We start from the raw sequence: 12,077 nt of genomic DNA, 5'->3' as shown, positions 1-12,077 counted from the left end.
ACACCCGCGCACGCTGCGGCGCTGCTGCCGCCCATCGACATCCGCAAGCGCAGCCTGAACATCGAGATGGTCTTCCACGAGGGCGGCCCGCGCGTGAGCCGGCCCCTGTTGGTGGCGTCGGCGTGCGCGGTCATCCGCAGCCCGTACGCGGGCCGCTACGAAAGCGACCTGCTCGCGTTCATGGAAGCCGTGAAACCCCTGGGCGCGAGCCTGGCCGAGGAACTGGTGCGCTCGCTGGGGCGGGACCAGGTCGAGGCCTACGGCAAGGCCGCCATCGTGGGCGTGAACGGCGAGATGGAGCACGGCGCCGTGTGGCACGAGGCGGGCGGCTGGGCCATGCGCGAGGCGCTCGGCGAGCCCAAGGCCATCGTGCCGTCGGTGAAGGCCGTGGCGGGCGCCGGCTACCGGCTGATGGTGCCGCTGCACCACGTGCACGCGGCGTATGTGCGAAGCCATTTCTCATCGGCCGAGATCGGCATCCAGGACGCGCCGCGGCCCGACGAAATTCTGTTCGCGCTGGTGATGGCGAATGGCGGACGCGTCCATTCGCGGGTGGGTGGGCTGGCGGCGGAGCACATTGCCGGGCACGACGGGCAGCGCTAGAAGGCCGCTCCCGGCTCGGCGCCCTGTCCAGCAAAAACGACAACTGACCCATTCGCATGCGAACACCCCCACGAACTGAAAGGAAATGTTGCTAAAGTTGTAGCCATCATGGCCCGACGAAACGAAGCGCTTGCGTGGCGCCTGCTGTATGTGGTGCTTGCGGTCGTCGGATTCGTGGGGTGGCTGCCTGCGCAAGCCCTCACGCTGGTCGACAAGGCACAGCTCACGCTGAGCGTGCAGGGCCCATCGAAACAAGCCCAGGCGGCATCCCCAACCGAAACCGCCACCCTCCCCTACGACTGGGACCAGCACAAGGCCTCGTTCGACGGCGAGGCCCGTTTCAGCTTCGACATTCCGCCGGGCGACCCCGCCGCCCCGACGGCCCTGTTCGTGCCGCGCCTGGGCAACAGCTTTCGGGTGTCGGTGAACGGCCGGGAGCTGGCCCGCTTCGGCGCCTTTCCACCGGGCCCGTACGACGACGCCTCCTTCGCGCCGCAGTACTTCGTGCTGCCGCCCGCGGGCTCGGCGGCGCCGCAGCGCGTGGACATCGTCATCGCGGCGCAGACCGCGCGCCAGGGCGGCCTGTCGCCCGTGGTGGCGGGCACCGAGGCCGAGATTCTTCCGCTGTACGAGCGCGCGCAGTTCTGGCAGATCAGCGGCGGGCGCTTCATCGCCATCGTGAGCGGCGTGCTGGGCGCGCTGTCGCTGCTGGTGTGGATGCGCCAGCGCGAATCGATCTACCTCTACTACGGCCTGGGCGAGCTGCTGTGGTCGGTGCAGACGGCGCGCGTGCTGTTCACGCACGCGCCGCTGGCCTGGCCCTGGTGGGGCGTGGTGCCGCTGGCGGCCTTCCAGGCGGCAGTGCCGCTGCTGTGCCGCTTCGCGCTGTCGGTGGTGGGGCGCGACCACACGCCGCTGGCGCGCGCACTGGGACTGATGGCGTGGCTCGCGCCGGTGGCGGCGGTGCTGGGCATCATGGTGCCGTGGCTGTGGGTGATGCCGCTGTGGCGCACGCTGAGCCTGGTGGCCGCGCTGGCGATGATGGTGGTCGTGTTCCGCACGGCGCTGCGCAGCGCGGTGCTGGAGCACCGGGTGCTCGGCATCGCGGTGGTGCTGATCGTGCTGTGCGGCGCGCGCGACGTGTGGGTGATGCGCACCTCGCCCGAGGCCTACGCGATGGTGCCGTGGATCCGCATGGCGTGGGTCGGCTTCGCGGTCACGCTGGCCTGGGTCATTGCCGAGCGCATGCGCAAGGACGCGCGCGCCATGGCCGCCATGAACGCCTCGCTGGAAGCCGAGCTCGCCGAGCGCAACGCCGCGCTCGAGGCCGTGTTCGCGCGCGAACGCGAAGGCGAGAAGGCGCGCGGCGCGCTCGAAGAACGCCAGCGCCTCACGCAGGACCTGCACGACGGCCTGGGCGGGCAGCTCTCGGGCTTGCTGCGCCTGGCGCAGCAGCCGGGCACGGCGCTGGTCGATGTGGAAGTGCACCTGCGCGACGCGGTCGACCAGCTGAAGCTCACGGTGGACGCCATGCACGGCTGCGAGGGCGACGTGGCCTCCGCGCTGGGCAGCGTGCGCTACCGGCTGGGGCCACGCCTGCAGGCCGCCGGCATCGACCTGCACTGGGACGTGAGCCCGCTGCCGACCATGACGGGCTGGACCGTGCGCGAGTCGCACCAGATGCAGATGCTGCTGTTCGAGGCCTTCGCCAACATGATGGCGCACGCGGGCGCGAGCCAGGCCAGCCTGCGCGCACGGCTGCTGCCTGCGAGCGAAGCGATGGGAGTCGTGGTGGAGGGCCCGGCCCAGCCCGGCGCCGACATCGTCGAGGTCGAGCTCTGCGACAACGGCCGCGGCTTCGACGCGCAGGCGAAGTTCGCGGGCAAGGGGCTGGTGAACATGCACGCGCGCGCCACCGCGCTGGGCGGCACGCTCAGGGTGCGTTCGCAGCCCGGCGAGACCCGGCTGTGCCTGCACCTGCCGGTGCCGCAAGAACAGACGCAGGCGCAAGTGCAGGCTCAGGACGCGACGAGCCCGGTGCTTCTGGCCTCTCCGGCCCCTCGGGCGGTGTGACGCGCACGCGCGCCTCGAGCCGGGTGCACCCCGGCGCCGAGGCGATCTCCAGCGTGCCGCCGATGCGCGCGATGCGCGCATGCATGCTGCGCAGGCCGATGCCCAGGATGGAACCCGCCACGCCCTGAACATCGAAGCCCACGCCGTTGTCCTCGATCGAGAGGCTGAGCTGGCCCTGGTTGCTCTGGTCGCCGTGGCCGCATCGCTCATGGTCCAACGCCAGCAGCCGCACCTCGAACTCGCTCGCGCGGCTGTGCTTGATGACGTTGGTCAGCGCCTCTTCGAGAAAGCGCGTGAGCCCCAGCAACTGCTTGGGCGACAGCTCGCAGGGCCAGCGCGCCGGCAGCTGCCACCGGCTGGCCACGTTCAGCTCCTCGAAGATGCGGTTGAAGCGGTGGCGAATGGGCGCGATCCATTCGGCCGGCGTGGCCGCGATGCGCGCCGTGGCGCTGGAGCTGCTGTCGATCACCTGGCGCAGGTCGTCGCGCAGCGACTTGAACATCGACAGGTACTGGTGGGCCTCCAGCGCATGGGCCGACTGCTCCACCAGCGCGATGGAGCGCACCAGCGAGCCGCCCAGGCCGTCGTGCAGGTCGTGGGCGAGCTGCAGCCGTTCGCCGAGGCGGGCGTTGGCCAGCGCCAGCGCGTGCTCGCGCCCGAGCGTCTGCGTGAGTTCGTGGCGGGTGATGGTGATGCGCTCTTCCAGTTCGAGGTTGAAGCGCTCGATGCGCCGCAGGTTGCGCGTCACGCTCCACGCCAGGATGGCCGACATGCCCACCATGATGAGCGGCGCCGACACGGTGGTGTAGGCCAGCCCGTCGGGCAGCACGCGCAGCACCATCAGCACGTCGTGCACCGCCGCCACCAGAAAGCCCAGCACGCAGACCGCCAGCAGCAGGTGCTCGGGCTGGCGCGTGGATGCGGCCCGCCCCACGAAAGCCGCGCACGCCCCCATGAACAGCGCCGCGCACGCCAGGAAGGCCACGCCCTGCGCGGCGCCCAGCCCGTCGCGCGCAATGAACGCCACCGTCGCCGCACCCAGCCCGGCCGCGAGCCACAACGCCCGTTCCGCGCGCACGAAGCGCAGGCCGCCGAAGCGGCACAGGAAGATGCAGAACGACGAGGTGTAGGCCAGCAGCGCCACCGTCACCCAGCGCGACCAGCTGTCGGTGGTCGCGAAAGGCCAGGGCGTGGAAACCACCGTGTTGCTCGCGAACAGCAGCCAGGTGAACGACGTGAGGGCATACCAGCCGTAGCTGCGCTCGCTGCGCCGCATGAGCCACAGCGCCAGGAAGAAGCAGCCCAGCGTCATCGAGATCACCAGGTTCAGCGCGGGCAGCGTGCGCCGCAGCAGCACCTGGTGGCTGTACAGCGGCTCCACCGTGTCGGCCGTGCCGATGCGCACGCGCCCCAGCCCCGCGCCGTCGATGGGGTTGCCCACCACCTTCACCAACACGGTGTTGGCGCCGGGCCGCAGCACCGAGGGCGGAACGACGAGGTAGCGCGGCGTGTTCCAGCTGCGGCTCAGCGGCTCGGCCAGGCTGCGGTCGGTCCACAGCAGGTCGTCGTTGACGTACACCGCGCCGGCCATGTTGATGTAGTCGATGGCAATCGCCAGCGGCTCCTTGGCCGGGGTGCAAGGCCAGTGCCAGTCGACGCGGTACCAGGCCGTGCCGTCGTGCCCGGGCCAGCGCTGCGACCACAGGTCGGGCAGCGACACGGGCGTCCAGCCCGAGGTGGGCCGGCCCGTGCCGTCAGTGTCCTGACCGTTCGCGCGGACTGCCGAGACGCCGTCGACCTGCGGCTGGCACGCCTGGGCCCACGCGGCGGGCGCCACCGCGAGGCAACCCAGGAAGATCAGGCAAGCAAGCCACGCGAGCGCGCCGCGAAGACCGCCTTGGTGCGCGAGGACACCGCGAGCTTCTGGTAGATGTGCTTGATGTGGCATTCGACGGTGTGCTTGGACAGGAAGAGCTGCTCGGCGATCTCGCGGTTGGTCAGGCCCTGGGCAACCAGCTGCAGGATCTCGCCCTCGCGCCGGCTGAGCACGTCGGCATCGACGTGGCCCGGCGTGGTCGCCGGCGAATGCAGCAGCTCGAGGATACGGCTGGCGATGAAGGGGTCGATGGGCGCGCCGCCGCGCAGCACGCTGCGGATCGCCAACGACAGCTCGATGTCGTCGCGCTCCTTCAGCACGTAGCCGGTGGCGCCGGCACGCAGCGCCGTGAGGATCACGTCTTCGGTGCTCCACGCCGAGATCACCAGGATGCTAAGCGCCGGGTCGTCGGCGCGCAGCTGCTCGATGAGCGACACGCCGTTGCCGTCGGGCAGCTCGATGTCCACCAGCGCCAGCGCGTGCGGTTGCGCCGCGATGCAGGCCTGGGCCTGCGCGATGGTGCCGGCGAACACCAGCGCGTCGGCCTCGTAGCCGAACTGCGTCAGCAGCGTGTGGATGCGCCGCTGCATCAGCGGCTCGTCTTCCACCACCAGCACGGGTGCGGGCAGCAGCGCCTCACGCCACTCGGGGGCGGCTTGCGGTCGCGGCGGGGCGGCGGCGGGGCCTAGCGGCATGCCGGCTCGCGGGGCGGGAAGGTCGGGGTCTTGGGGGAAGGCCGGGTCATGGGTCTGGAAGGTTCGAAGATCGAGCAGGGTTGCGCGGGTTGCGCCGGCAGGTGGGGATGGTAGTGACACGGGTGCGCGTCGGCATCCCTGGAAGTAGGGAAACTCGAAAAGCGCGGCAGCCCACGACCCACGCAAGCCCACGCAAGCCCGCGCAAGCCCGCGCAAGCTCACGCAAGCTCATATGGGCCCGGCAACCCATGTCATTCGCTTAAGATGAGAGTCATTCTCAACTGACGCCTCCCGTTTTCGCCATGTCATCCGCCAATGCCGCTGCCCACGGGGCCATGCACGTGTTCTACGAAGAGCACCATGGATGGCTCAGCGCCTGGCTGCGGCGGCGGCTGGGGTGCTCGCACAGCGCGGCCGACCTGGCGCAGGACACCTTCGTGCGCGTGCTGCTGCGCCCGCAGGTGCTGCCCACGCTGCGCGAGCCACGGGCCTACCTGTCGACGCTGGCCAAGGGCGTGGTCAGCGAGCATTGGCGCCGGCAAGCGCTGCAGCGCGCCTACCTCGAAACCCTGGCCCTGCTGCCCGAGCCCCTGGCGCTGTCGCCCGAAGAGCGGCTGGTGCTGCTGCAGACGCTCGACGAGATCGACGCCATGCTCGACGGCCTGGCGCCCAAGGCGCGCGAAGCCTTCGTGCTCTCGCAGCTCGAAGGGCTGACCTACGCGGCCATCGCCGAGCGGCTGCAGATCAGCGAGCGCACCGTCAAGCGCTACATGCAGCAGGGCTTCGAGCGTTGCCTGGCGCTGGTCGAATGAACGCCTCCGCCCGGCCACCGGCGAACCTCGCGAAGCTCACCAAACTCACGCCCCCCGGCCCGCTCGACCCCGCCGTGCTGCGCGAGGCCGCGCGCTGGCTGGTGCGCCTGCACTCGGGCGAGGCCGGCCCCGGCGACCACGCCGCCTGCGCGCGCTGGCGCGAGGCCGACCCTGCACACGAGCAGGCCTGGCAGCGCGCGCAGCGGCTGTCGCAGAAATTCGGCGCCGTGCCGCCCACGGTCGGCATGCCGGTGCTGGCGCGCCAGGGCCGCGCCAACCGCCGCGCCGCGCTGCGCACGCTCGCGCTGTTCGCCGCGGCGGTGCCGGCCGGCTACCTGGGCTGGCGCCACATGCCGTGGCAGGCCTGGTCGTCCGACGAGCGCACCGCCACCGGCGAGCGCCGCGAGCTGCAACTGGCCGACGGCAGCCGGGTGCTACTGGACACGGCGAGCGCCGTCGACATTCGCTTCGACGAGCGGCAGCGCACCGTGCGCCTGCGCGCAGGCGCCATCGCCGTCGTGACCGCGCCCGACCCGCTGGGCAGCGGCCGCGCGCGCCCCTTCGTGGTGGAAACCGCGCAAGGCCGGCTGCGCGCGCTGGGCACGCGCTTCACCGTGCGGCAAGAAGGCGAGCCGCAAGAGCGAGGCGCCGTGCGCGTGGCCGTCACCGAAGGGGCGGTAGAAGTCACGCTGCGCAACGCCACCGCACCGGCGCTGGTGCTGCCCGCCGGACAGCAGACGGTGCTGGGCGACGCAGGCGCGGCGCCGCCCGAGCCCGTGTCCACGCAAAGCCAGGCATGGACCCGAGGCGTGCTGTACGCCGACAACATGCGGCTGGCCGACTTCTGCGCCGAGCTCGCGCGCTACCGGCCCGGCATCGTCCACTGCGCGAGCGAGGTCGGGGGCCTGCGGATTTCGGGGGCGTTCCAGCTGCGCGACACCGACTACGTGCTCTCGATGCTGGCCACCTCGCTGCCCGTGCAGGTGGTGACGCGCACGCGCTACTGGGTGAGCGTGGTGCCGGGCTGAACGCGCCGACGCCCGAAGAATTTTTCATCTCGCTGTCCCTTTTTCGAATCTCGTCGGGCAAGCCATGGAGCCGCGCTGTGATCGCGGCACCGACAAGGAACCCAGAAGACCATGGCATTGCCACGTTTGCGCACCGGCCGCCCCGCGTGCGGCACTTTCACTCCCCTGCCCTCTGTGTCCGCCACGCGCCTGACAGGCGCCGCGCACGGTGCGCGCAGCCTCTGCCTGGTGATCGCCATCACCAGTGCTGCTGGCGCAGGCGGCGCGATGGCGCAGCAACCCGCGCCGGCCTCGGCGGCGACCGCGACCACGACCGCAATCGCGCGTAGGGCCTACGACATTCCCGCCGGCGCGCTCGGCCCGGCGCTGTCGCGCTACGCGGCCGAGGCGGGCGTCACGCTGTCCTTCGAATCCGCGCTCACCGAAGGCCGCAGCACCGCCGGCCTGCGCGGCAGCCACGCCGTGCCCGAGGGCTTCTCGCGGCTGCTCGCCAACACCGGGCTGGAGGCCGTGCCGCATGAAGGCGGCGGCTACACGCTGCGCCGCGCCACGGCGCCCATCGCTCCCGTGGCCGGTGCCGACGGCAGCACGCTGAGCGAAGTGCGCGTCACCGCGCAGGCCGAGCGCAGCGCCACCACCGAAGGCTCGGGCTCGTACGCGAGCCGCATCGTCACGGTCGGCAAGGGCGAGCAGACGCTGAAGGAAATTCCGCAGTCCGTCACCGTCGTCACGCGCCAGAAGATGGACGACCAGAACCTCACCACCATCGACGCGGTGCTGGCCAACACCACCGGCATCACCATGTACAACAGCCCGATGGGCGGGCGCTACGTGTACTCGCGCGGCTTCATGGCCGACACCTACCAGTTCGACGGCGTCAACCGCGCCTTCTACTACCCGCAGGCCAACAACTTCACCAGCAACACCGCCATCCTCGACCGGGTGGAGATCGTGCGCGGCGCCACCGGCCTGCTGCAGGGCGCGGGCACGCCGAGCGCCACCATCAACATGGTGCGCAAGCGCCCGCTGGCGGACAAGCAGCTGCTGGTGTCCGCCAGCGCCGGCTCGTGGAACAACGTGCGCACCGAGGTGGATGCGACCGGCCCGCTGAACGAGGCCGGCACCCTGCGCGGCCGCGCGGTGGCCAGCTTCGAGGACCGCGACTACTTCTACGACGTGGCCAAGAGCCGCACCGGCGTGCTGTACGGCGCGCTCGAGTACGACCTGTCGCCGCAAACGCGCCTGACGCTGGGCGCGAGCTACGAGAAGCTGAAGTCGGTGCCCTTCTTCCACGGCCTGCCGCGCTACGACAACGGCGCCGACCTGCGGCTGGCCCGCTCGACCTTCCTGGGCGCCGACTGGAACCGCTGGAACAGCGAGCAGACCTCGGTGTTCACCGAGCTGGCCCACCGCTTCGACGCCGACTGGACGCTCAAGGCCACGGCCACCTACACGCGCGAGAAGCACGACATCAAGTACCTGTACTCCAACGGCGCGATCAATCCCGCGACGATGGCGGGGTCGACCACCTTCGCCGGCCTGTTCGACTTCGGCACCGACAACAAGGGCCTCGACGTGGCGGTCGACGGCAAGTTCGACGCCTTCGGCCGGCGCCATGCGCTGAGCTTCGGCGCCAACACCGGGCGCATGGTGAGCCGGGGCGACTTCGGGCTGATCGCGCTGGGCGTGCGCAACGACGTGCTCAACCCCGACCACCAGATCAGCGAACCGGTGACCGCCGACTTTCTCGCGCGGCGCTACCGCGGCGCCGCCACCGTCACCGAGATGACGCAGTCGGGCGCCTACGGCGTGGCCCGCTTCAGCGTGAGCGACCCGCTCACGCTGGTGCTGGGCGCGCGCGTGTCGCGCTACAAATGGACCAGCCGGCTGCGCGACACCGACGAGGCCTACGACGACCCCTACCGCGAAAGCGGCGTGCTCACGCCCTACGGCGGCCTGGTGTATGCGCTGAACAAGCAGTGGTCGGCCTACGTGAGCTACGCCGACATCTTCCAGCCGCAGAACGCGGTGACGGCCGCGGGCGTCATGCTCGACCCGATCAAGGGCAAGAACTACGAGGCCGGGCTCAAGGGCGAGCTGATGGACGGCAAGGTCAACGCATCGCTCGCGGTGTTTCGCATCGACCAGAGCAACCGCGCCGAGCAGGACATGGTGAACCCGTGTTCGGTGGGCGCGTACTGCTACGTGTCCAGCGGGCGGGTGCGCAGCCAGGGCATCGACGCGGAGATCAGCGGCGAGATCGCGCGCGGCTGGCAGGTCTTCGGCGGCTACACGCTCAACAGCTTCCGCTACCTGGACGACACCTCCAACGCCGGCGTGGCCTTCGCCAGCACCTACACGCCCAAGCACATCCTGCGGCTGTGGACCGACTACCGCCTGCCGGGCGCGCTGAACGCGTGGACCGTGGGCGGCGGCGTCAACTTCCAGAGCGAAAGCTCGCGCACCACCGGCACCATCAAGATCGCGCAGCCCGCGTACGCGGTGTGGACCGCGCGCGTGAGCTACCAGATCAACCGCAGCTGGTCGCTGGCGCTGAACGTGAGCAACCTGTTCGACAAGGTCTACTACCAGACGGTGGGCGCGCCGGGGTGGGGTAATTTCTACGGGGAGCCGCGCAATGCGACGGTGACGTTGCGCGGGAGGTTCTGAGGGGGAAGAGTTGCGTCGCTCTGAAGGCGGTGCTAATCTGGTCGGTATGACTAGATTTATCGAACCCGGAAAGCCGCCCTCCGAGCGACCCGCCCCTCCGCCAGGGCATTGGCCGCTTCAAGACGCCAAAGCACGCTTCAGCGAACTGGTGCGTCGCGTGCGCAGCGAAGGCCCGCAGCACGTGACGGTTCATGGTCGCGACGAAGTCGTGGTCATCGCTGCAGAGGACTTCAGGCGTTTGCAGGGTGCTCGAACAGGCAAGGCCCTGGTAGACGTGTTGCAGGCCTCGCCGCATCGCGACATCGAACTGGTTCTGGCATCGTCGGAAAACTCTCCGGTCCGGGACGTTCAGTTGTGAAAGGCTGCCTGCTAGACACCAACATCCTGTCCGAGCTGCGACGTTCACGATCCGAACCGAAGGTCGTCGCCTTCGTCAGCGCGCAGCCACTCGACAACCTGTTTGTCAGCGCAGTCACTTTCGCGGAAATCCGCTTCGGCATCGAGCTGATCGAGGACATGCACAAACGCGCGTCCCTCAATGATTGGCTGAACCTGCAGTTGCGCCCGATGTTCGAGAACCGCGTGCTCCCAATCAGCGAGGACATCATGTTCAAGTGGCGGTTGCTGGTCGAAGAAGGACGAAAGGCAGGCCACACCTTTCCCCAACCGGATCTCATCATTGCCGCGACCGCGCTGCATCACGGGCTGAGCATCGTGTCGCGGGATACCGGTGGGTTCGCCAAGACGGGCGCAGCGCTCGTCAACCCATGGCTGGCTTCATAGGCCGCACTCCTTTCGGCGGCGCGCCTCAACCGCGCCTCACCCGCGCCGCGCAGATTTCCGCCGCGCCAGCTCCGCCGCCTGCGCCCCGATCAAACGCGCCCTTGCCCGCATCTGCTCGACCACGCCCTGCACCCGCGCGTCGGGCAGGCGCTCGGTGATGGTCGCGATGGCAAGGCCGGCGACCGTGCGGCCATCGGCCAGGCAGATCGGCACCGCGACCGCGCGCGAGCCCGGCACCACGCCGATCGGGGCATAGGCATAGCCCTGCGCGCGCGTGCGCACCGCGCGTTCCAGCAGTTCGGCCGGGTCGACATGCAGGGCCTCGAGCCGTCTCGCGTTGCGCCGCACCACGTCCGCCGCCTCGTCGGCCGGCAGCGACGCCAGCAGCACCAGGCCGCTCACGCCCACGCCCAGCGGGCGGCGCGCGCCGATCTCGATGGACAGCACCTTCACCGGAAAACTGCCGGGCCGGCGGTCGATGCACACGGAGTCGGTGCCGTTGCGGATGGTGAGGAACGCGGTGTCGCCCAGGCTCTCGCTCAGGTGGCGCAGGTGCGGCTCGGCAATCGCCTGGATGGGAAAGCGGCTCGCGCGCGCCAGCCCCAGCAGCGACACCTCGCCGCCCACCAGGTAGCGGCGCGTGGCCAGGTCCTGCTCCACCGCGCCCTCTTCCACCAGCACGCGCAGCAGGCGGTGCACGGTCGGGCGGTTCAGGCCGGTGTGGCTCACCACGTCGGTCAGCCGAACGCCGCGCTCCTGCCCCGTGGCCAGCACGCGCAGCACCGCCAGCGCACGGCGCACGCTCTGCGCGCCGGCCGTGGTGCCTTCACCCCCGCCTTCGCCTTCGCCTTCGTCGTCAGCCGCGGTTGCCATCCGTGGCCGCATCCGTCACTGCACCTGTCACTGCCCCCATCACCGACTTGGGCGTCTGCTGCATGCCCCGCAGCGTGACGATCTCGCCCAGCGTCGCGTAGTTCGGCCCGCCGATGCGGCAGACCGGGTCGAACGCGCGGGTGTCGACCTTGCCGTCGCGCATCAGGCCGTCGCGCAAGTGAAACGCCGTGACCTCTCCCACGAAGAACTCGGCGCCCGTCTCGCCGAAGGCGATCACGCGCTCCAGCCTGCACTCCATGCTGACCGGCGCGTCCGCCAGGCGCGGCACGCGCACCGTGCTGCTCGGCAAGGTGCCCAGGCCGAGCAGCTCGGCCTCGCTCACGTCGGGCGCGTGCTCGGCGCTGCTCTCGTGGATGGCGACCATCTGCGAGGCGTCGCCGATGTTCACCACGAACTCGCCCAGCGCATGGATGTTGGCGCCCGTGTCCTTGCGCTGGCCGGCCTTGCGGCCGATGTTCACGCCCAGCAGCGGCGGCTTGTTCGACACGAAGGTGAAGCAGGAGAACGGCGCGAGATTGACCACGCCGCTGGGCGACAGCGTGGTGATCCACGCGATGGGGCGCGGCACGACGATGCCGCTCATCAGGCGGTAGGTGGCTTCGGGCGACAGGTCGCCAGCGGCGAGAAACATGGCAAGGCCTCG

The 12,077-nt window shown here is 70.3% G+C and carries 10 protein-coding genes; 6 read left to right on the top strand and 4 right to left on the bottom strand.

The window, feature by feature from the left end; all coding sequences use genetic code 11:
• Positions 1 to 24: 24 nt before the first annotated feature.
• A complete protein-coding gene (locus tag QTI51_RS15750) occupies positions 25 to 603 on the top strand; it encodes an amino acid synthesis family protein (RefSeq protein WP_286515727.1) in 579 nt (192 codons plus the stop codon).
• Between the two features lie 1,933 nt (positions 604 to 2,536).
• Here QTI51_RS15750 and QTI51_RS15745 read toward each other — a convergent pair.
• Complete coding sequence (locus QTI51_RS15745) at positions 2,537 to 4,513, bottom strand: sensor histidine kinase (protein ID WP_286514979.1); 1,977 nt, start codon at positions 4,511 to 4,513, stop codon at positions 2,537 to 2,539.
• 20 nt (positions 4,514 to 4,533) lie between these two features.
• Entirely contained in the window at positions 4,534 to 5,247 is a 714-nt protein-coding gene (locus tag QTI51_RS15740; RefSeq protein ID WP_286514978.1) for a response regulator transcription factor, read from the bottom strand.
• Between the two features lie 302 nt (positions 5,248 to 5,549).
• On the opposite strand from QTI51_RS15740, the gene QTI51_RS15735 reads away from it, so the two are divergent.
• From QTI51_RS15735 to QTI51_RS15715, 5 genes are all read left to right on the top strand, one after another.
• Positions 5,550 to 6,059, top strand: a complete 510-nt coding sequence (locus tag QTI51_RS15735; RefSeq protein WP_286514977.1) for a sigma-70 family RNA polymerase sigma factor — start codon at positions 5,550 to 5,552, stop codon at positions 6,057 to 6,059.
• Complete coding sequence (locus tag QTI51_RS15730; protein WP_286514976.1) at positions 6,056 to 7,087, top strand: FecR domain-containing protein; 1,032 nt, start codon at positions 6,056 to 6,058, stop codon at positions 7,085 to 7,087. Before QTI51_RS15735 ends, QTI51_RS15730 begins: the two co-directional genes overlap by 4 nt.
• 111 nt (positions 7,088 to 7,198) lie before the next feature.
• Positions 7,199 to 9,757, top strand: a complete 2,559-nt coding sequence (locus QTI51_RS15725) for a TonB-dependent siderophore receptor (protein ID WP_286514975.1) — start codon at positions 7,199 to 7,201, stop codon at positions 9,755 to 9,757.
• Between the two features lie 46 nt (positions 9,758 to 9,803).
• Positions 9,804 to 10,115 carry a type II toxin-antitoxin system Phd/YefM family antitoxin gene (locus QTI51_RS15720; RefSeq protein WP_286514974.1) on the top strand — a complete coding sequence of 104 codons (312 nt, stop codon included), beginning with the start codon at positions 9,804 to 9,806 and terminating at the stop codon, positions 10,113 to 10,115.
• The gene (locus QTI51_RS15715; RefSeq protein ID WP_286514973.1) at positions 10,112 to 10,540 is read left to right on the top strand and encodes a type II toxin-antitoxin system VapC family toxin; all 429 of its coding nucleotides are present in this window, start codon (positions 10,112 to 10,114) and stop codon (positions 10,538 to 10,540) included. Before QTI51_RS15720 ends, QTI51_RS15715 begins: the two co-directional genes overlap by 4 nt.
• 36 nt (positions 10,541 to 10,576) lie before the next feature.
• On the opposite strand, the gene QTI51_RS15710 is transcribed toward QTI51_RS15715, so the two are convergent.
• Together QTI51_RS15710 and QTI51_RS15705 are read right to left on the bottom strand one after the other, a co-directional pair.
• Positions 10,577 to 11,413 (bottom strand): IclR family transcriptional regulator, encoded by an 837-nt coding sequence (locus QTI51_RS15710; protein WP_286514972.1) that lies wholly within the window; start codon positions 11,411 to 11,413, stop codon positions 10,577 to 10,579.
• A complete protein-coding gene (locus QTI51_RS15705) occupies positions 11,397 to 12,065 on the bottom strand; it encodes a flavin reductase family protein (protein ID WP_286514971.1) in 669 nt (222 codons plus the stop codon). The genes QTI51_RS15710 and QTI51_RS15705 overlap by 17 nt, the downstream gene beginning before the upstream one ends.
• Between the last annotated feature and the right edge of the window lie 12 nt (positions 12,066 to 12,077).

The sequence above is a fragment of the Variovorax sp. J22G73 genome (assembly GCF_030317035.1).
Classification (GTDB): Bacteria; Pseudomonadota; Gammaproteobacteria; order Burkholderiales; family Burkholderiaceae_C; genus Variovorax.
Note: the sequence above shows the minus strand (reverse complement) of the source record. Positions and strands in the feature narration are given on the sequence as shown.

Excerpts from the sequence above, each read along its gene's own strand:
- QTI51_RS15740 (WP_286514978.1), bottom strand. The coding sequence starts at position 5,247 with ATGCCGCTAGGCCCCGCCGCCGCCCCGCCGCGACCGCAAGCCGCCCCC.
- QTI51_RS15735 (WP_286514977.1), top strand. The coding sequence starts at position 5,550 with ATGTCATCCGCCAATGCCGCTGCCCACGGGGCCATGCACGTGTTCTAC.
- QTI51_RS15730 (WP_286514976.1), top strand. The coding sequence starts at position 6,056 with ATGAACGCCTCCGCCCGGCCACCGGCGAACCTCGCGAAGCTCACCAAA.
- QTI51_RS15725 (WP_286514975.1), top strand. The coding sequence starts at position 7,199 with ATGGCATTGCCACGTTTGCGCACCGGCCGCCCCGCGTGCGGCACTTTC.
- QTI51_RS15720 (WP_286514974.1), top strand. The coding sequence starts at position 9,804 with ATGACTAGATTTATCGAACCCGGAAAGCCGCCCTCCGAGCGACCCGCC.
- QTI51_RS15710 (WP_286514972.1), bottom strand. The coding sequence starts at position 11,413 with ATGGCAACCGCGGCTGACGACGAAGGCGAAGGCGAAGGCGGGGGTGAA.
- QTI51_RS15705 (WP_286514971.1), bottom strand. The coding sequence starts at position 12,065 with ATGTTTCTCGCCGCTGGCGACCTGTCGCCCGAAGCCACCTACCGCCTG.